The sequence below is a fragment of the Gemmatimonadetes bacterium SCN 70-22 genome (assembly GCA_001724275.1).
Taxonomy (GTDB): Bacteria; Gemmatimonadota; Gemmatimonadetes; order Gemmatimonadales; family Gemmatimonadaceae; genus SCN-70-22.
Genome location: MEDZ01000023.1, coordinates 38,529 through 57,831 on the forward strand (window position 1 = coordinate 38,529; position 19,303 = coordinate 57,831).

At 71.7% G+C, this 19,303-nt stretch carries 19 protein-coding genes; 17 read left to right on the forward strand and 2 right to left on the reverse strand.

Going from position 1 to position 19,303, the window contains the following annotated elements; all coding sequences use genetic code 11:
* Positions 1-42: 42 nt before the first annotated feature.
* Positions 43-843 carry a hypothetical protein gene (locus tag ABS52_12175; GenBank protein ID ODT02761.1) on the reverse strand — a complete coding sequence of 267 codons (801 nt, stop codon included), beginning with the start codon at positions 841-843 and terminating at the stop codon, positions 43-45.
* A gap of 47 nt (positions 844-890) precedes the next feature.
* Between ABS52_12175 and ABS52_12180 the strand changes: the two genes are divergently transcribed.
* Genes ABS52_12180 through ABS52_12220 form a run of 9 tightly spaced genes read left to right on the forward strand, consistent with a single transcriptional unit; the run spans position 891 to position 10,005 of the window.
* Entirely contained in the window at positions 891-1,973 is a 1,083-nt protein-coding gene (locus ABS52_12180) for an alanine racemase (GenBank protein ODT02762.1), read from the forward strand.
* Positions 1,970-3,151, forward strand: a complete 1,182-nt coding sequence (locus tag ABS52_12185) for a phosphopentomutase (GenBank protein ODT02763.1) — start codon at positions 1,970-1,972, stop codon at positions 3,149-3,151. Before ABS52_12180 ends, ABS52_12185 begins: the two co-directional genes overlap by 4 nt.
* A gap of 53 nt (positions 3,152-3,204) precedes the next feature.
* On the forward strand, positions 3,205-3,564 hold the full coding sequence (locus ABS52_12190) for a cytidine deaminase (GenBank protein ODT02764.1): 360 nt from the start codon (positions 3,205-3,207) through the stop codon (positions 3,562-3,564).
* Positions 3,561-3,848, forward strand: coding sequence for an ethanolamine utilization protein EutN (locus ABS52_12195; GenBank protein ID ODT02765.1), 288 nt, complete (start codon positions 3,561-3,563; stop codon positions 3,846-3,848). The genes ABS52_12190 and ABS52_12195 overlap by 4 nt, the downstream gene beginning before the upstream one ends.
* Positions 3,823-5,100 (forward strand): hypothetical protein, encoded by a 1,278-nt coding sequence (locus tag ABS52_12200; protein ODT02766.1) that lies wholly within the window; start codon positions 3,823-3,825, stop codon positions 5,098-5,100. Before ABS52_12195 ends, ABS52_12200 begins: the two co-directional genes overlap by 26 nt.
* On the forward strand, positions 5,100-6,242 hold the full coding sequence (locus ABS52_12205; protein ODT02767.1) for a hypothetical protein: 1,143 nt from the start codon (positions 5,100-5,102) through the stop codon (positions 6,240-6,242). The genes ABS52_12200 and ABS52_12205 overlap by 1 nt, the downstream gene beginning before the upstream one ends.
* A 6-nt stretch (positions 6,243-6,248) precedes the next feature.
* Positions 6,249-7,430, forward strand: a complete 1,182-nt coding sequence (locus ABS52_12210; GenBank protein ODT02768.1) for a hypothetical protein — start codon at positions 6,249-6,251, stop codon at positions 7,428-7,430.
* Positions 7,427-8,668, forward strand: a complete 1,242-nt coding sequence (locus ABS52_12215) for a hypothetical protein (GenBank protein ODT02769.1) — start codon at positions 7,427-7,429, stop codon at positions 8,666-8,668. Before ABS52_12210 ends, ABS52_12215 begins: the two co-directional genes overlap by 4 nt.
* On the forward strand, positions 8,665-10,005 hold the full coding sequence (locus ABS52_12220) for a tRNA (N6-isopentenyl adenosine(37)-C2)-methylthiotransferase MiaB (protein ODT02770.1): 1,341 nt from the start codon (positions 8,665-8,667) through the stop codon (positions 10,003-10,005). The genes ABS52_12215 and ABS52_12220 overlap by 4 nt, the downstream gene beginning before the upstream one ends.
* Positions 10,006-10,040: 35 nt before the next feature.
* Here the strand turns inward: ABS52_12220 and ABS52_12225 are convergent, their stop codons facing one another.
* Positions 10,041-10,313 carry a hypothetical protein gene (locus tag ABS52_12225; protein ODT02771.1) on the reverse strand — a complete coding sequence of 91 codons (273 nt, stop codon included), beginning with the start codon at positions 10,311-10,313 and terminating at the stop codon, positions 10,041-10,043.
* 10 nt (positions 10,314-10,323) lie between these two features.
* Here ABS52_12225 and ABS52_12230 point away from each other — a divergent pair, with 10 nt between their 5' ends.
* The 8 genes from ABS52_12230 to ABS52_12265 all read left to right on the forward strand — a co-directional run bounded on the left by ABS52_12230 (position 10,324) and on the right by ABS52_12265 (position 19,279).
* Positions 10,324-10,620, forward strand: a complete 297-nt coding sequence (locus ABS52_12230; protein ID ODT02772.1) for a hypothetical protein — start codon at positions 10,324-10,326, stop codon at positions 10,618-10,620.
* Between the two features lie 20 nt (positions 10,621-10,640).
* Positions 10,641-12,851 carry a DNA internalization-related competence protein ComEC/Rec2 gene (locus tag ABS52_12235; GenBank protein ID ODT02773.1) on the forward strand — a complete coding sequence of 737 codons (2,211 nt, stop codon included), beginning with the start codon at positions 10,641-10,643 and terminating at the stop codon, positions 12,849-12,851.
* A gap of 44 nt (positions 12,852-12,895) precedes the next feature.
* Positions 12,896-13,291 (forward strand): hypothetical protein, encoded by a 396-nt coding sequence (locus tag ABS52_12240; GenBank protein ID ODT02774.1) that lies wholly within the window; start codon positions 12,896-12,898, stop codon positions 13,289-13,291.
* Between the two features lie 2 nt (positions 13,292-13,293).
* Positions 13,294-14,319, forward strand: coding sequence for a fructose-bisphosphatase (locus ABS52_12245; protein ODT02775.1), 1,026 nt, complete (start codon positions 13,294-13,296; stop codon positions 14,317-14,319).
* A 106-nt stretch (positions 14,320-14,425) separates the two neighbouring features.
* On the forward strand, positions 14,426-16,063 hold the full coding sequence (locus ABS52_12250; protein ID ODT02776.1) for a methylmalonyl-CoA mutase: 1,638 nt from the start codon (positions 14,426-14,428) through the stop codon (positions 16,061-16,063).
* Between the two features lie 144 nt (positions 16,064-16,207).
* Positions 16,208-16,579, forward strand: coding sequence for a hypothetical protein (locus tag ABS52_12255; protein ID ODT02777.1), 372 nt, complete (start codon positions 16,208-16,210; stop codon positions 16,577-16,579).
* Positions 16,576-18,219, forward strand: coding sequence for an arginine--tRNA ligase (locus tag ABS52_12260; GenBank protein ODT02778.1), 1,644 nt, complete (start codon positions 16,576-16,578; stop codon positions 18,217-18,219). The genes ABS52_12255 and ABS52_12260 overlap by 4 nt, the downstream gene beginning before the upstream one ends.
* A gap of 142 nt (positions 18,220-18,361) precedes the next feature.
* The gene (locus ABS52_12265) at positions 18,362-19,279 is read left to right on the forward strand and encodes a sugar kinase (protein ID ODT02779.1); all 918 of its coding nucleotides are present in this window, start codon (positions 18,362-18,364) and stop codon (positions 19,277-19,279) included.
* Positions 19,280-19,303 lie beyond the last annotated feature (24 nt).

The following is a 19,303-nucleotide window of genomic DNA, read 5'->3' on the forward strand; positions in this document are numbered from 1 at the left end:
GGGCATGCCCGCGTCCGGGGACGGTGCCCGTGGCGGGCGCGCCTAACGCTCGCCGGCGGTGCGCTCCTGCGCCTTCACCTCGTCCCACAGCCCGTCGAGCACGGCCAGTCCGGCCGTCCTGACGTCGAGGCCGCGCTCGGCGGCCAGGCGCTCGATGGCCCCGAATCGGCGCGCGAACTTCGCGTTCGCCGTGTCGAGCGCCAGCGAGGCGTGGACCCCCGCCTTCCGGCAGAGGTTCACGACGGCGAAGAGGAGGTCGCCCAGCTCCGCCTCGAGGGCGGCGTGCGCGTCGTCGTGCTGGGGGGCGCCGTGGGGCGAGCGCCGCACCGGAGCGGCCGCGAGCTGGTCGCGCACTTCGCGCAGCTCCTCCTCCACCTTCTCCGCCGGCCCGTTCACGTCGTCCCAATCGAAGCCGACGCCGGCGGCGCGATCCTGCAGGCGGTGGGCACGGTGGAGCGATGGGAGCCCGGCGGGGAGCCCTTCCTCGATGGAGGTGCGCTTGCGTGCCTTGAATGTCTCCCAGGCGATTCGCTCGCCGTCGCCGTACAGGTGGGGATGCCGGGCATGCATCTTGGCGACGAGGCCGCCGGCCACGTCGCCGATGTCGAAGGCGCCGCGCTCCTCGGCCACCACCGAGTGGAACAGGACCTGGAGGAGGACGTCGCCCAGTTCCTCGCGCATCTGCGTCGCGTTCCCCTCGCGGAGGGCGTCGTCGAGCTCGTGCGCCTCCTCGATGAGATACGGGCGCAGCGAGTCGTGCGTCTGGGCGGCGTCCCACTCGCAACGGGCGCGGAGATCGCGCATCAGCGAGAGCGTATCTTCAAGCGTGGCTTTAGCTTGCATAGTATCCTCCGAGGGCCTATACTACCCGCCCCTCACGCCCTTGGTCAATGGACGCTGACACGCGACGCGCCTGGGTCGACATCGACCTTGGCGCGTTACAGCAGAATGCCCGTACGATGGCGCGCCGTGCCGGGAAGCCGATCCTCCCCATGGTGAAGGCCGACGCGTACGGGCTCGGCGCCGTCGCCGTCGCCCGCGCCCTCGAGCCGCTCGACGTGTGGGGCTTCGGGATCGCGGCGGTTCGCGAGGGCGAGGAGCTGCGGGCCGCGGGGATCCGCCGTCCGATCCTCGTCTTCACCCCGCTTCTGGCGAGCGAGTTCGGCGAAGTGCGGCGCCTGGGGCTCACGCCGACCTTCGGCGACGCGGCGGCGATCCGCGCCTGGGTCGAGAGCGGAGGCGGGGCGTGGCACCTGGCGATCGATACCGGGATGAACCGGGCCGGCGTCGCCTGGCGGGAGGTCGCCACGGTCGCCCCGCTCGTGGCGGCGCACCCGCCGGCCGGTGCCTTCACGCACTTCCATTCGGCCGAGCGCAACGACGGGTCGGTGGCCGTGCAGCAGCAACGCTTCCGCGACGCGTTGCAGCTGCTGGGGACGCCGATCCCGCTCCTGCATGCGGAGAACAGCCCGGGCGTCGAGCGTCAGTCGCCGTCGCCGTGGAGCCTCGCCCGCCCGGGGGTCTTCCTCTACGGCGTGGGAGGGGGCGAGGGGGCGGGGGTGTCGCCGCAACCGGTCGCCTCCCTCCGCGCTCGCATCGTGGAGCTGCGCACCATCGAGGCGGGGGACACGGTGAGCTACGCCGCGACGTACCGTGCGCCCGGGCGGCGGCGCATCGCCACGCTGTCGTGCGGGTACGCCGACGGCTACCGGCGGGCCTTCGGCAACCGCGGCATCGCGCTGGTGAACGGGCGGCGCGCCCTGGTGGCGGGCGTGATCACGATGGACATGACGATGGTCGACGTGACCGATGTTCCCTGCGCGGTGGGCGACGTGGCCACGCTCTTCGGCCGGGACGGGGACGAACAGCTCGACGTGAACGAGGCGGCCCGCGTGGCGGAGCTCTCGCCGTACGAACTCCTGGTCGGCCTCAAGCTGCGCGTCCCGCGCCGGTACACGGGGGGGACGGCGTGAGCGCATCCGTCGGCGGCCGGCGGGCGATCGTCATCGTGCTCGACGGGGTGGGGATCGGGGCGGCGCACGATGCCGTCGCCTATGGCGACGCCGGGAGCCATACCCTGGGGAACACCGCGCGGGCGGTGGGGGGCTTTGCGCTCCCGCATCTCGAGTCGTTAGGGCTGGGGACGCTCGACGTGCTCGCGGGGATGCGCGGCGACGTGGTGGCGCGTGCCGCCCGCACGACGCTGCAGCCCGCGTCGGCCGGGAAGGACAGCACCACCGGGCACTGGGAGCTGTGCGGGCTGCGGCTCGCGGTCCCGTTCCCGACGTACCCCCAGGGGTTCCCGGACGACGTGGTGACCGCCTTCGAGCGCCTAACGGGACGCCCGGTCATCGGCAACGTCGTCGGGAGCGGGACGGCGGTCATTGCCCGGTATGGCGCCGAGCAGGAGCGGACGGGGGGGGTGATCCTCTACACCTCCGCCGACTCGGTCTTCCAGGTGGCGGCGCACGAGGGCGTGGTCCCCCCGGAGGAGCTGTACCGGATCTGCCAGCGGGCGCGGGAGATGCTGGTGGCCCCGCACAACGTCTCGCGGGTCATCGCCCGCCCGTTCGTGGGGGAGGATGGCGACTACCGGCGGACCCCCAACCGGCGGGACTTCTCCCTGGCGCCGGTGGGGGAGACGCTCCTCGACGCCCTCGCCGAGGGGGGCGTGGCGCGGCAGGGGATCGGGAAGGTCGACGATCTCTTCGCGGGGCGCGCGATCACGTCGCACCACACGGCCGACAACGCCGAGGGGCTGGCCAGGATCCAGGCGTGGCTTCACGGCGCGGAGAGTGGGTTCCTCTTCGCCAACCTAGTAGATTTTGACCAGCTATTCGGGCACAGAAACGATGTCGCGGGGTTCTACGGGGCGCTGCGCCAGTTTGACCGTGCCTTACCGTCGCTGCTTTCCGCCTTGCGCGAGGACGACCTGCTTTTCATCACGGCCGATCACGGCAACGATCCCACCACGCCCTCCACCGACCATGCGCGCGAGCGCGTGCCGGTGCTCGTGGCCGGTCGTCGCGTGCGCCCGGTCCAGCTGGCGGAGCGCGCGACGTTCGCCGACCTGGGCGCGACGGTGGCGGAATGGTTCGCCCTCGCGTTCCGTGGGAGCGGGACGTCGTTCCTGGGCGAGGTCGTCGCGTGAGCCACCCCGCCGGCCCTGACCGCGCCTCGCTCGTGGCGTCTGCCCGCGACGCCATGGCGCGTGCATATGCCCCGTACTCCGGCTTTCGGGTGGGGGCGGCGCTGGCGGCGGACGACGGGCGGGTCTTCGTCGGCTGCAACGTGGAGAATGCCGCGTACCCGGCGGGGATGTGCGCCGAGCGGGGGGCGGTGGCGGCCGCGGTGGCGCAGGGAGCCAGGCGCTTCTCGGCCATCGTGATTGCCACCGAGGCGGAGCAGCCGACACCGCCGTGCGGGGTCTGCCGGCAGGTGCTGGTCGAGTTCGGGCCGGCGCTGGAGGTCGTGAGCGTCGCCTCGGGGGGAGCGACGGCGCGGTGGGACCTGCGCGCGCTCCTCCCCGCGCCCTTCACGCCGGACGCCCTGGCCCGCGCATGAAGCTCGGCCGCGTGATCGGGAGCGTGGTGGCGACCCGCAAGGATCCCTCGCTCGAGTCGCTCAAGCTCCTCATCGTGGAGAACGTGACGAGCGCCCTCGAACGGGAAGGCGGGTACGTGGTGGCAGTGGACAGCGTGGGAGCGGGGGTGGGCGAGGTGGTGTTGTACGCGACCGGAAGCTCGGCGCGCCTGACGGCGGTCACCAAGGACCGCCCGGTGGACGCCGTGATCATGGCCATAGTGGACAGCTTCGACATAGATGGACGTGTCACTCGACTGGCGTAAGCGCGCGCGCGTCGTGCTCCTCGGCCTCGCGTTAGGCGCGGGCGTCGTGGCCTGCGGCGAAGACCTGGAGAGCGGGGCGGCGTGCCCGGTGCTCTGCCCCGGGCAGAACCTCACCGTCTTCGACACGACGTTCGACGCGGTGAGCTTCGACACCACGGTGTCCGGAATCCCGGGCTTCGGCACGGAGGCCTCGATGTACCTCGCCACCCGCGGCGACACGCTCGACGTGCGCGGGGTGGTGCGGTTCGATTCCCTCCCGTCGACGTTCCAGAAGGCGTCGGCCGACTCGGCGATCACGCGGCTCGACAGCGCCTACGTCCTGTTCGCGGTCAACGCCACGGCGACGCGGGTGCGCGGGAGCGTGCGCATCGACCTGTTCGACGTGGACACCGCCGACGCCGACACGGTCAATGCGGTGGTGGCCTCGCTCTTCCGCCCCGACCGCCTGATCGGCGGGACGACCTTCGACTCGGCGCAGGTCAAGGACTCCATCAAGGTGTACCTCGACAAGGCCAAGCTCCTGGCCAAGGTCACCGGGAAGCAGCGGTTGCGCCTTGGCGTGAAGGCGACATCGGCGACGGGAGCGGAGGTGGAGCTCGGGACCATCGAGGGGGGGCGGTCGTCGCTCCTGCGCTTCGACCCGGCCCCCGAGGACACCGCGATCAAGGCGCTCACCGTGGCACCGACGTCCAGCACGCCTCCCGGCGACGGCATCATTGCCGGCGACTACCTGGACTACACGCTGGTGGTGGCGGCGCCTCCCGCACCGAGCGGGGCGCTGCTGAGCGTCGGCGGGCTCCCGAACCGTCGCGGCTTCCTTCGCTTCGACGTTCCCTCGCGCATCCTCGATTCATCGACGGTGCTGCGGGCCTCGCTGATCTTCACGCAGCAGCCGAACCGGGGAATCGGCGCCCGCGACACGCTCGCCCTCGTCCCCGAAGTCTCGCTGGCGGGCGAGGACGTGACCGACCTGACGCGCGCCGCGCTGCTGCTGGGCGGGTTCGCCTTCGACACGCTTCGTGTTGCGCCTGGCGATAGCGGGACGCGGGTGCTGGAGGTGGCCACGGCCCTCCGGCAATGGGCGGCCATGTCGTCGTCCACCATCAAGCAGCAGCGGGCCATCGTCCTGCGCAGCACGCGTGAGGCCACGAGCACGTTCGACATCCATATCTCCTCGCGGGAGGCGCCGCCGGCGCTGCGCCCGCGGCTGCGCGTGAACTACGCGCTGCGCTCCAGCTTCGGGATCCCGTGATGCGCGCACCATTCGTCAGGCTCGTGGCGGCCGCGGTCGCTGTCGCTACCGGCGCGTCAGCGGCCCGGGCCCAGGGAACGCTCAGCACGCAGGGATTCGGCTACCCGCTGGGTGGGCTGAGCGCACGCGCGGCGGCCACCGGGGGGGCGTTGGGGGAGTTCGATCACCTCTCGTCGCGCAACCCCGCGGCCCTCGGCGGGTGGGGGCGCTCGGGACTGTACTTCCAGTACGATCCTGAGCTGCGGAGCCTTTCGGCGGGGGCGAACGACGAGCGCACCACGATCGCACGGTTCGGGACCGTAGCCGCCGGATTCACGGTGGGGACGCGCTGGGCCATCGGCCTCTCCAGCCATTCGTTCCTCGACCGCACCTTCGCCACGTCGGTGCGTTCGGGCCAGCGCCTCGGCGACGACAGCCTCTCGTATACCGAGCGCTTCTCGTCCAAGGGGGGCATCGGGGACAAGCGGCTCGCCGTCGCGTACCAGGCGCACCGGATGCTGGCCCTCGGGGTCGGGCTGCACCTGTATTCCGGGGAGAACCGGCTCAACCTCGTCAGGCGGTTCGACGACAGCGTGCGATACGGGACGCTGGACCGCGACATCACGTTGTCCTACACCGGGAGCGGCGCCTCGGCGGGGGTCGTCTTCACTCCCGTTCCGCGTTTCGCGCTGGCGGCGTCGTTCCGGCAGGGGGGGACGCTGAAGCTGCGCGTCGTCGACACCGTCCGCACCGAGGCGAAGGTCCCCGGCCGGTTCGGCGTGGCGGCCAGGGTCGAGCCCCTGACAGGGCTCACGCTCCTCGTCGGCGCCGACCGCGACGAGTGGTCCAGGATGAATGGGCTGGGGACGGCCGCGGCGGCGGCGCGCGATACGTGGGAGTACTCGGCTGGCGCCGAATTCGCCGGGCAGCGCACGCGCAGCGCGGCGTGGACGTATCGTCTCGGCTACCGGACGCGCGACCTCCCGTTCGCCGCGGCGGGCAGCACGGTGACCGAGAAGGTCATCAGCGGGGGGGCCGCCATCCCCGTGGCCGGCCCGCGCGCCACGATGGAAGTCGCGCTCCAGCGGGCCGCGCGCGATGCCGCAGGGACCGTGCGCGAGCGCGCATGGCTCCTGAGCCTGGGGCTGTCCATTCGCCCATGACGGGGGATGACCACGCCGGCGTCCGAAGCCCCGCTGCTGCTCGTCGTCGACGACTCGGAGGCCAACTGCGAGCTGGTGCGTGAGCAGCTGCGCTCGTTAGGCTTCCGCTCCGTCGCGGCGTTCGACGGTCCGGCCGCCCTCGACGCCGCGTTCCTGCACCGGCCGGACCTCGTTCTGCTCGACGTCAACATGCCGGCCGGCGACCTGGGCGTGGACGACGGGGGGACCGGCTACGAGGTGTGCCGCCGCCTCAAGCGCGATCCCCGCACCGCCGCCACCCCGGTCATCTTCATCACCGCCCTCAACGACGACGACGACCGCCTGCGGGCGATCGAGGCGGGAGGGGACGACTTCCTGGCGAAGCCGCACAACCGCCTCCTCCTGGGGGCCCGCGTCCGCTCCCTGCTCAAGCTCAAGGGGGCCACCGCCGCGCTCGAGGACTCGTACCGCCGGCTGCGCGAGCTCGAGCGCGTCCGCGACGACCTGATGAAGATGATCGTGCACGACCTCAAGACGCCCCTGACGTCGATCCTGGCGACGCTGGAACTGCTGGGCGATGGGGACCTTGGGGCGCTGAGCGAGCGGCAGCGCGACGCGGTGGCCGACACGCAGGTCAAGGCCGAGGAACTGCTCTCCCTCATCAACGACCTCCTCGAGGTGCGGCGCATCGAGGAAACCGCGATCGCGTTGCACCTGGAGGAGATCGACGCCACGGGGCTGCTCGACGAGATCCTGCGCGACTGGACCCTCCGCTTCCAGCAGGAGCGCACGGTCGCCGCCGCCGAGGTGGCCGCCGGGACCCCGCGCGTTCGCGGCGACCGCGGGATGCTCAAGCGGGTCTTCGGCAACCTGATCCAGAACGCGCTCGTGCACTCGGGGACCCCGATCGCGCTCACGCTCGTGGCGCGCCCCGATCCGAGCGGCGTGCGATTCTCGGTGGTCGACACCGGGCCGGGAATCCCGCCCGAGTATCACGACGTCATCTTTCGCAAGTTCGAGCAGGTGCGCCTGGCCAACGTCCCCCGCGTCAGGACCTCGGGTCTCGGGCTCGCCTTCTGCCGCCTCGTCGTCGAGGCGCACGGGGGGCGCATCTGGGTGCAGAGCAGCGAGGGAAAGGGGAGCGCCTTCCATTTCATCCTCCCCCCGGATCCCGCGCCGGCACCGGAGGGAGCGGCGACGGGACGATGAAGGTCTACCTGCGCACGTTCGGCTGTCGCGCCAACCAGTACGACTCCGAGTCCGTCCGGGCCATGATCGAGCGGGGAGGGGGCGAGATGGTGGAACGCCCGGCCGACGCCGACATCGCGATCTTCAACTCCTGCGCGGTGACCGCCGAGGCGGAGGTGGAGCTGCGCAAGGGCATTCGCCGCGCGGCGCGTGCGCGCCCCGAGCTGCGGACGCTGGTGATGGGATGCGCCTCGGCGCGCGACGACGGGACCCTCCGCGCGCTCCCCACGGTGACGCAGCTGGTGGCCGGGGCCGACCTGGCGGCGATTGCCGGCGCCCTGGAACTCCCGCCCGAATCGTTAGGCGTCGCCCGCCAGCAGCACGGAACGCGCGCCCTCCTCCGCATCCAGGACGGGTGTGACGAGCACTGCACCTTCTGCGCGACGACGCTGGCGCGCGGGGCCAACCGCTCGCGTCCCGCCGACGAGATCATCGCCGAGGCCGAGCGGCTGGCGGAGCGCCACCCGGAGATCGTGGTCACCGGGATCCACATCGGGACGTACGGCGCCGATATCGACAGCACGCTCGGACACCTCCTGGTGCGCCTGGTGCGCGCCGTCCCCGCCGCACGCTTTCGCCTCACCTCGGTCGAGGCCACGGAGGTGGACGATCGCCTGCGCGAGCTCCTGGCGGAGCCGGCACACCTCGTCCCGCACCTGCACGCCCCCCTGCAGTCGGGGAGCGACCGCATCCTCCGGCGCATGGGGCGGCACTGGTACACCGCGTCCGGCTACGCCCGGGCGGTGGAGCGACTCGCCGCGGCGCTCCCCGTCCTGGGGCTCGGTGCCGACCTGATCGCGGGCTTCCCGGGGGAGGAGGAGGCGGACCACCAGGAGACGCTCGCCCTCGTGGCGTCGCTCCCCTTCACGTACCTGCACGTCTTCCCCTTTTCCCGCCGCCCGGGAACCGCCGCCGAGCGGCTCCCCGGGCACCTGCCGAGCGAGGTGGTGCAGCGGCGCGCACGCGAGCTGCGCCAGGCCGGCGACGCCAAGGCCCGCGCCCACCGCGCGCGCCGCCTCGGGGCGGTGGCCGACGTCGTCGTGGTGCGGGGCGACATCCGGGAAGGGCTCACCGAGGATTATCTTACCGTGGCCATGGCCGACCCCCCGCCGCCGCGCGGGGCCCGGCTCCCGGCGCGCCTCGAGGGAGACGCCGACCGGCTGGTGGCGGTCCCCCTCGTCCCGATCACTCCGGCATGACCCACGACGCCCGTTCGACGGTCTACATCGAGACCTACGGCTGCCAGATGAACGTGAGCGATTCCGAGCTGATGCTCGGCAAGCTTGCAGCTGCCGGATACGCGCCCGTCGAGTCGCCGGACGGGGCGGACGTGATCCTCCTCAACACGTGCGCCATCCGCGACCACGCGGAACAGCGGGTCATCGGGCGGCTGGGGGAGCTCAAGCGGGCCATGAAGGCGGGGACGGTGGTCGGGGTCGCGGGGTGCATGGCGCAGCGCCTGGGGCCCGAGCTCCTGTCGAAGGCCCGCCACGTGAGCCTCGTGATCGGCCCCGACGGCTACCGCGCCCTCCCCGAGCTCGTGGCGAAGGCGCGCGACGGCGAGCGGGCGGTGCAGACCGCCTTCGACATGGAGGAGCACTACGAGGACTTCGCCCCGCGCCGATTCGACAAGGTGAAGGCGTGGATCCCCGTGCAGCGCGGGTGTGACTACCGCTGCACGTACTGCATCGTCCCGTACACGCGGGGCGCGGAGCGGAGCCGCAAGCTCGAGGACGTGGTACGCGAGGCGCGGCAGGTGGTGGAGGAGGGGATCAGCGAGGTCACGCTCCTCGGGCAGACGGTGAACTCGTACCACGACGGCAGCCACGACTTCGCCGACCTGCTGCGCGCCGTTGGCGCGGTGCCGGGCGTGCGCCGGCTCCGCTTCACCTCACCGCACCCCAGCGACTTCAGCGACGCCGTCATCGATGCCATGGCGGAGGTGGCGGCGGTGTGCGAGCACGTGCACCTGCCCATGCAGTCGGGGGCGACGAGCATGCTCAAGCGCATGCTGCGCCGCTATTCCCGCGAGGACTACCTGGCGTGCGTGGAACGCCTCCGGACCCGCGTCCCCGGGATCGGCCTGACGACCGACATCATCGTCGGTTTCCCGGGCGAGACGGAGGCCGAGTTCGCGGAGACCCTCTCGGCGGTGCGGGAGGTCGGCTTCGACGACGCCTTCACCTTCAAGTTCTCGCCGCGCGAGGGAACGCCCGCCACGCGCATGCCCGCGGAGTGGACGGTCCCCGACGAGGTGGCGTCGGAGCGCCTCGAGCGCCTCATCGAGGTGGTGCGCTCGGGTGCGCGCGAGAAGAACCTGCGCCTCCTGGGCCAGCGACGCGAGGTCCTCGTGGAGAAGCCGGCGCGTCGGGGCGAGTTGCTGCAGGCGCGGTCTCGCGACTACAAGACGGTGCTGATTCCGGGAAACGAGTCGCTGGTCGGGCAGTACGTCACGGTGGAGCTGACCGGGACGACGGGCTCGACCTTCACCGGAGCCGTCGTCCGCGAGCGTCAGCCCCTCCCGGTCGCCGGCTGAACCGGCATCGCGGCGACGGGGCGCCCAACGGAGTGTCACTGGGCGTCCCCCTCGGCGTGGCCCTGGGCGTGCCCCTGGGCGTGCCCCTGGGCGTGCCCCTGGGCGTGCCCCTGGGCGTGCCCCTGGGCGTGCCCCTGGGAACGCCGGCCGCCGTCGCCGCTCCCGAAGCCAGTGTGCCACGCCTCACGCCGCACGCGGGAGGTGCACCCTCGCGTGACCAGTGCAGGGTCCTCGATCGTCAGGGGTGAGGCGGCTTGGGGTCGGTCGCCCACTCGGTCGACGTCCTCGGTCGACGTTCTCGTCTCCACCCGCGGCCTGATGCACAACGCGCTGGAAGAAGTGGTCGGTGAAGTCTACGAGCGGCTGGCACGGGGGCGCGCGCGCTTCTGCCACTGTGCGCAATGCCGGGATGACATCATCACGCTCACGCTGAATCAAGCTCGTCCCAGGTACATCAGCAGGTCGCTGATCGGCTCAGCGGTCACGCGGGTGGCGCTGTCGCATGAGCAGGTGCGGGCCGAGTTGGCCGTGCTCATGCTCGAGGCCATCGGCACGGTGGCCGCGCGTCCGCGTCACCCCCTTCGCGCCAGCGCCACGGAGGCGACGCCGGGCTAGGCCCCTTGGTCGGGAGGGCCATGCCGCTCGTCGTCATGGCATTCGGGGCGTACGCCGCCGGTCTCCTCGCGGGATTCGGCGGCGTCGTCGTCGTGGGAATGGGTGCGGCGGGCGTGGGCGGCGTGCTCGCCGCTGCATTCCGTCGCTGGAGCCACGCGGCGCTCGCGCTCGCCCTGGCGGCGGGGGCGTTGCACGGCACGCAGGCGCTGCACGGCGACCGGCGTTGCGTGCGGACGGTGCGCGCCGACGGGTTCGCGACGGTCCGGCTCGCGTCGGACCTGTCGCCCGCGACGCCGGCGTGGGGACGGGTAGAGCGCCGGGGATGCGGCGTGCGGATGCGCATCCGGTCGCGGACCACGTCGGCCGCTGCCGGGAGCACCGTCGCCGTCAGCGGGAGCTTCGCGCGGCGTGGCGCCTCGCTGGAGCTGCGACAGGGGACGGTGCGCGTGCTGCGGCCCCCCGGGCGGCTGGCCCGGTGGCGCGCGTGGACCGGCCGGCGCATCGACGCCCTCTACGGCACCGACGCCCCGCTCGCCCGCGCGCTCCTCCTCGCCGACGCCGACGACATCGACCGCGCGGTGCGCGATCGGTTCGCCGACGCCGGGATCATCCACATGCTCTCCGTGTCGGGATTGCATGTGGGAATCATCGCCGGCGCCGTGCGCGCCCTGGCCGGCGCGGCGCGCGCCGGTGCGCTCGGCGCCGATCTCGTGTCGTTAGGCGTCACGCTCGCCTTCGTCCTCTTCATCGGGGCGCCGCCACCGGCCGTTCGCTCGGCGGGGATGCTCGCCCTGGGGGTGGTGGCGCGCCTGCGCCAGCGCCCGACTGCGCCCTGGGGGATCTGGGCGGTGTCCTGCGCCGTCCCCCTCGTCGAGCCGCGCGTCGTGCTCGACCTCGGCTGGCAGTTGAGCGTGGCCGGGATGGCGGGGCTCCTGGCCAGTGGCGCCGTCAGCCGGCGCGTGACGGCGTCGCTGCGCGGGTGGCGCCGGACGGTCGTGGAGTCGATGGTCGCCACCACCGTCGCATCCGCCGCCACGGCACCGCTCGTGGCGTGGGTCTTCGGCCGCGTGAGCCTCGCCGCAGTGGTCACCAACGTCGTCGCCGCCCCGCTGTTCGGCCTCGCCCAGCCCCTCCTGTTCGCGTCGCTCGTCGCCCTCCCCGCGCGAGCGGTGGCGTCGCTCCTGGCCGAAGCGGCGCGCAGCGCGCTGGCGCTCATCGACCTCGTGGCGCGGGGCGGGGCCGCGCTCCCCCTCGCCGTGGTGCGCGCCGAGCCCGACGCCGCGACGGCGCTCCTGCTTGGCATCGCCGCCCTCGCGGGGGTGGTGGCGCTCGTCGGCCGCTGGCGCCGTCGCCCGGCGCTCGTCTCGCTCGCGGCGCTGGCGCTCGCCACGTGGTGGCCCACGCTGCGTCCGGGACCGGGGCGGCTCGAACTGCACGCCATCGACGTGGGGCAGGGCGACGCGCTCGCCCTCCGGTCTCCGCGAGGACGCTGGTTCCTCGTGGACGCGGGTGGGGGTGGGCGAGGTGGTGATGCGGCACAATCGGTCATCTGGCCGTACCTGCGGCGCCATGGCGGCGACGTCGTCCATCTCTCCCTCTCCCATCCGCACCTCGACCACATCGGCGGCGCGGCGACTCTGATCACCCGGGCGGCCCCCGACACCATCTGGGACGGGGCCTACGTGACCGGCAGTGAGGCGTATCGGGAGATGCTGCTCGCCGCCCGGCGCGAGCGGCGGCCGTGGCGCAGGGTTGCGGCTGGCGACTCGGTCGGGTTCGACGGCGTGTCGATCGTGGTGCTCGCCCCCGACTCGGCGTGGCTGGCCGGACTGACCGATCCCAACGAGGCGAGTGTCGTGCTGCGCGTGTCGTACGGGGGAGTGCGCTTCCTCCTGACCGGCGACGCGGAATCCGGCGAGGAGGAGTGGCTCCTGCGGCGGTACGGGGACGCGCTGCGCGCCGACGTGCTCAAGGTCGCGCATCACGGGAGCCGGACCAGCACGACGCCTCCATTCCTCGACGCGGTGCGGCCGCGCGTCGCGATCGTCTCCGTGGGGGCGGGAAACAGCTATGGCCACCCGTCGCTCGAGGTGTTGCAGTCGCTCGACGAGCGCGGCATCCACCTGTTGCGCACCGACGACGACGGCACCATCGTGACCTCGACGGACGGCTCCGATGTGGAGGTCCGCGCCGATGGGCGGCGCTGGAAATACCTGCGCCCGCCCCCCTGAGTTCGGATGGCGATGCGACCACCCGGGAGGACACACGAGCGCACATGCTGTTGCGGGTGATGAGATCGATGACCGGGGAGCCCGATTCGCTCCCGGCGGCCCTGTTGGAGCAGTTTCCGGAGCTCGGCGCGATGCGCGTGCGCCGCGGCGGCGTCCTTCCGCGGCTCGGGGGGTGGTGCCTGGGGCAGGCCACCGTCGCCGGGATCACGGTGGGGCGCACCGTCTGGCTCGGCCGGAACGTCGTGCCCTCGGCGGAACTACTCTTGCACGAGCTTCGCCACGTTCACCAGTTTGAGTCCGTGCGGGCGTTCGCCCTGCGCTACGTGTGGGAATCCCTGCGGCGCGGGTATCATTCGAACCGATTCGAAGTGGAGGCCCGTCAGTTCGCCGTCGAGCGGACGCGCCCCCCGCGCGAAGTCCCCTTCACCGAGGGCGTGTAGACGTGGTCAAGCACACCGACACCTCCGTCGTCACGATCGAGCGATTCATCATCGAGCAGGAGAAGCTGTACCCCGATGCCACGGGGTCGCTTTCCTCGATCCTGTACGACATCGCGCTGGCCGCCAAGATGATTTCCAGCAAGGTGCGCCGCGCCGGGCTGGTCGACGTCCTCGGGGCCCTGGAGACCGAGAACGTCCAGGGGGAGATCCAGCAGAAGCTCGACGTCTTCGCGAACGAGACGATCGTGAAGGCGATGGACCATACGGGGCGGCTCTGCGCCATGGCGTCGGAAGAGGAGCCGGACATCATCCCCATCCCCGAGAGGTTCAAGTGCGGGAGCTACGTCCTCCTCTTCGATCCGCTCGACGGCTCGTCGAACATCGACGTGAACGTCCCGGTGGGGACCATCTTCTCCGTGATGCGCAAGATCACGCGCGGGGCACGCGGTGAGATGGAAGACATGCTGCAGCCCGGACGCCGGCAGGTCGCCGCCGGCTACATCATCTACGGCTCCAGCACGATGCTCGTCTACACGACGGGGCAGGGGGTGCACGGCTTCACCCTGGACCCCTCCATCGGCGAGTTCCTCCTGTCGCACCCCGACATCAGGATGCCGGCGCGCGGGCGCTACCTGTCGGTCAACGACTCCTACGAGCAGTACTGGGACGAGAACGTGAAGGCGCTCATGCGCCGCTATCGCGGGCTCGACGGGAAGCAGAAGGCGATGAACGTGCGCTACGTCGGTTCGCTGGTGGCCGACTTCCATCGCAACCTCCTCGGTGGGGGGATCTTCGCGTACCCCGCGAACCAGAAGTCCCCCAGGGGCAAGCTGCGCCTCCTCTACGAGTGCAATCCGCTGGCCTTCATCGCCAAGGAAGCGGGGGGGGCGGCGTTCGATGGGGCGCAGGACATCCTCGACGTGCAACCCACCGAACTGCACCAGCGCTCCCCGCTGTACATCGGAAGCCGGGACGACATCGACACGGCGCGCGAGGTGCTGGGGCGGCAGCTCGCCGAGGTCGGGTAGCGCCGCGTCACCGGGCAGCGCGACGCGGGACGGGGCGGGGTTGCCCCGTCCCGTTCTCCGTTCCACGGACGCTATGCCGGCGCCCGTGCCCGTGTAGCTTTCGCCCATGTCCAAGCCCATCGACGAGCGCCTCTCTCCCGCCGGCATCCCGACCAGGCCGGTGTACCGCCCCGACGACGTCGCCGGCCGCTATGAAGAAACGTTAGGCGATCCGGGGCGCTTCCCCTTCACCCGCGGCGTGCAGCCGACGATGTACCGCGGGCGCCTCTGGACCATGCGCCAGTACGCCGGATTCGGGACGGCCGCCGAGACGAACGAACGCTTCCGGCACCTGCTGGCGGCGGGGCAGACGGGGCTCTCGGTCGCCTTCGACCTCCCGACCCAGATGGGGATCGACAGCGACGCGCCGCGAGCCCGGGGCGAGGTGGGGCGCGTGGGGGTGGCCATCGACACGGTCGAGGACCTGCACGTCCTCCTGCGCGACCTCCCCCTGGACCGGGTCTCGACCTCGATGACCATCAACGCCACGGCGGCGACGCTGCTGGCGATGTACATCGTGGTCGCCGAGGAACGCGGGCTGTCGCGCGCCCAGGTGAGCGGGACGATCCAGAACGACCTGCTCAAGGAATACATCGCCCGCGGCACGTACATCTATCCCCCCGGGCCGTCGCTGCGCCTGATCGCCGAGATCTTCCGATTCTGCGCCGCCGAGGTGCCCAACTGGAATCCGATCTCGATCTCGGGCTATCACATTCGCGAGGCGGGGGCCACGGCGGTGCAGGAACTCGCCTTCACCTTCGCGAACACGATCGAGTACGTGCAGCGGGCCATCGACGCCGGGCTCGCGGTCGACACCTTCGCCCCGCGCCTGTCGTTCTTCTTCGCGGCGCACAACGACCTCTTCGAGGAGGTGGCCAAGTTCCGGGCGGCGCGCCGGATCTACGCCCGCCTCATGCGCGAGCGCTTCGGCGCCAGCGACGCCTCGTGCCGCCTGCGCTTCCACACCCAGACGGGCGGGGTGACGCTCACGGCGCAGCAGCCGCTCAACAACGTGGTGCGGGTGACGGTGCAGACGCTGGCGGCCACGTTAGGCGGGACGCAGTCGCTGCACACCAACGGCTACGACGAGGCGCTCGCCCTCCCCACGGCCGAAGCGGCGACGCTCGCGTTGCGCACCCAGCAGATCGTCGCCTACGAGTCCGGGGTGGCGTCCACGGTCGACCCCCTCGCGGGGTCGTACTACGTCGAGGCGCTCACCGACGCGCTCGAAGCGCGCACCATGGAGCTGCTGGACAAGGTGGACGCCATGGGTGGCGCGGAGCGCGCCATCGCCGCCGGCTTCTTCCAGGAAGAAATTGCCCGGAGCGCGTACGCGCACCAGCTGCGGGTCGAATCCGGCGAGACGGTCGTGGTCGGGGTCAACCGGTTCGACGATGGCAAGGAGCCGCCGATCATCCCGTCCCCCGACTACTCGCGCCTCGAGGGAGAACAGGTGGCGCGACTGCAGGCGGTGAAGCGGGGGCGCGCCGCCGCGCGCGTGCACGCCGCCCTGGCGGCGCTGTCGAGCGCGGCGGCCTCGTACGCCGATGGAGCCGAGGGTGAGGGAGGGGCCGTGGCGACCGAGACACAGGGGGGGCTCCCCCCGTTGATGCCGCTGATCATCGACGCAGTGCGCGAGCGCGCGACGGTCGGGGAGATCAGCGACACACTGCAGGCGCGCTGGAGCCTCTACCGCCCCGCCTAGCGGATGGCGCACGGCGGAAGGGGGCAAGTCGGCGCCGCCCCGTTCGCGCGTGGACCGGCGCCGCGGGCCAGCTGGACGGTTGAGCCGCGCCGTCGAGTCGGCTAAGTTATTGATGCTGTAACGCTTGCACCCCTGGACCCTCGCATGCCGACCTACGAGTTCCGCTGCCCCGACGGCTCGATCATCGAGCGATTCTTCAAGATCTCGGAAGTGCCCAGCGAGATTCCCGCCCCCGACGGCTCCGGGATGGCGGTGCGTGTCATTTCCGGTGGCGCCGGCCTGATCTTCAAGGGGTCGGGTTTCTACATCACGGACTACGGAAAGGACGGCAAGAAGGACCAGCGCGCCGCGTCGTCGCCGAGCGCCGATCGCGATTCGGCATCGGGGAGCTCGGGTGGGGCATCGTCGAGTGGGGCGACCTCGAGCGGCTCGTCGGCGAGCACACCGGCGAGCGGCGCGTCGTCTCCCGCCACATCCTCGTCGCCCGGGTCGGCGAAGCCGAGCGGCGGCGAATGACCCCGGAACAGATCCTTCGCGACGCGCTGCGCGACGCGGCGCTGGCCGCGGGCGCGCCCGCCGACTTCCAGCCGCAACTCGAACGGCCGCGCGATCCCGCGTTCGGCGACTGGGCCAGCAATGCGGCCATGCTCCTGGCGCGTCACCTGAAGCGCAAGCCGCTGGAGATCGCGCAGGACCTGGTCGCGCGTCTCGACGTCGCGCGGGCCGGCGTCTCGGAGGCGTACGTGGCCGGCGCCGGATTCATCAACTTCCGCCTGGCTGCGGGGGCCGAGGCCGCGGGGCTGGCCGACGTCCTGGCCGCCGGGAGCACCTACGGGCGCTCCAACGAGGGAGAGCAGCACGTCGTGAACGTCGAGTTCGTCTCGGCGAACCCGACCGGGCCGCTGCACGTCGGCCACGGCCGCCAGGCTGCCATCGGCGATGCGGTCTCGACGCTCCTCGAGTGGACGGGATGGCAGGTCACGCGCGAGTTCTACTACAACGACGCGGGCGTCCAGATCGCCAACCTCGCGCGGTCGGTGCAGGCCCGCGTCCGCGAGCTCACGACGGGCGTCGCGGAGATCCCGGAAGGCGGGTACCACGGCGAGTACATCCGGGAGATCGCGCGCGACTACGTGGGCGCCTACCCGGGCGATGCCGCGGGGAACGACCTCGAGGCCATCCGCGCCTTCGCCGTCGCCGCGCTGCGCCACGAGCAGGACAAGGACCTGCAGGCGTTCGGTGTCCGGTTCGACGTGTACTACCTGGAGTCCTCGCTGTATACCGACGGCAAGGTGGACGAGACCGTCCGCCTGCTGGTGGATGGGGGGCACACGTTCGAGAAGGACGGGGCGCTCTGGCTGCGCACCACCGACTACGGCGACGACAAGGACCGCGTGATGCGGAAGTCGGACGGGACGTACACCTACTTCCTGCCCGACGTCGCCTACCACCTGGCCAAGTGGCGCCGCGGCTTCGCCCGCGCCATCAACGTGCAGGGGGCGGACCACCACAGCACGGTGACGCGCGTGCGCGCGGGACTGCAGGCGTTGGGCACGGGGATCCCCCGGGGATACCCCGAGTACGAGCTGCACCAGATGGTGACCGTCATGCGGGGCGGTGAGGAGGTCAAGATCTCCAAGCGGGCCGGGAGCTACGTGACGGTGCGCGACCTCATCGACGAGGTGGGACGCGACGCGGTGCGCTACTTCCTGCTCATGCGCAAGTCGGACTCGCAGCTGGTCTTCGATGTCGACGTGGCACGTGCGCAGAGCGAGGAGAATCCGGTCTACTACATCCAGATGGCGCACGCGCGGCTGTGCGGGATCTTCCGGGTCGGCGAGATCGCCCCGGACTCCATCACCGGCGCCGGGGTCGAATGGGGGGCGCTGGTGGAGGACGATGAGCGTGAGCTCGTGAAGGCGCTGCTCGGCTTCCCCGGGCTGGTGACGGCGGCGGCGCGCACCCTCGCACCGCACCTCGTGGCCACGTACCTCCTGGATACGGCACGGCTCGTCCATACGTGGTATCACAAGCATCACGTCCTCGGCGAGCCGGAGCCCGTGCGGTCGGCCCGCCTCGCGCTCGCGCGCGCCGCGCAGGTGGTGCTGGCCAACGGCCTCGCCATCCTCGGCATTTCGGCGCCGGAGCGGATGTAGGAGGCTTGGACGGGCGACGGGCGACGGGCGACGGGAGGGCGCGCTGCGCGCGCGAGCCCGTGCGCCGGAGCCCGTCGACCGTGAGAGCACGCTTCGCCTGCTGCAACTGCGCCTCGCCTCAACGTCTCCCGTCTCCCATCCCATGTCCGTCCTGGTTGTCGGCTCCGTCGCCCTCGATTCCGTCGAAACTCCCTTCGGCAAGGCAGAGGATGTCCTGGGGGGCTCGGGGACGTTCTTTTCCGCCGCCGCGAGCCACCTGACGCCGGTGCAGCTGGTGGGCGTCGTGGGGAGCGACTATCCGGTGCAGCAGCTCGAGCCGCTGGGCGCGCGCGGCGTCGACCTCCGTGGCGTCGAGCGGGCCGAGGGCGAGTCGTTCCGCTGGCGAGGGCGCTACCGCCACGACCTCAACTCGGCGGAGACGCTCGAGACGCGGCTGGGGGTGTTCTCGCACTTCCGCCCGAAGATCCCGGAGCAGTTTCGCCGCGCGCCGTACGTCTTCCTGGCCAACATCGACCCGCGCTTGCAGCTGGACGTGCTCCGCCAGGTGGAGCGTCCCAAGCTCGTGGCCTGCGACACCATGAACTTCTGGATCGAGAGCCGGCGCACGGACCTCCTCGAGCTCCTGAAGCACGTGGATGCGCTCCTCCTGAACGACGGCGAGGCCCGGCAGCTCACGGAGCACTCCAACCTCGTGAAGGCGGCGCGGTGGATCCTGGCGCGCGGGCCGCGCATCGTGATCATCAAGAAGGGGGAGCACGGGGCGTTCATGTTCACCTCACACTCGGTCTTCTTCGCCCCCGCCTATCCGCTCGAGGACGTCTTCGACCCCACGGGCGCGGGCGATTCCTTCGCCGGGGGCTTCATGGGGTACCTGGCGCGTACCGGCCAGGTCGACGAGGAGCACATGCGCCGCGCCGTCGTCTACGGATCGGCGCTCGGCTCGTTCGCGGTGGAGAAGTTCTCGATCGATCGCCTGCTCGAGCTCGATCACGATATCATTCGGGAGCGGCTCAACGAATTCCGCCGCCTCGTCGCCTTCCAGGAGGAACTGCCCGCGTGACCACGTCGCCGCAGGACCGCGGGG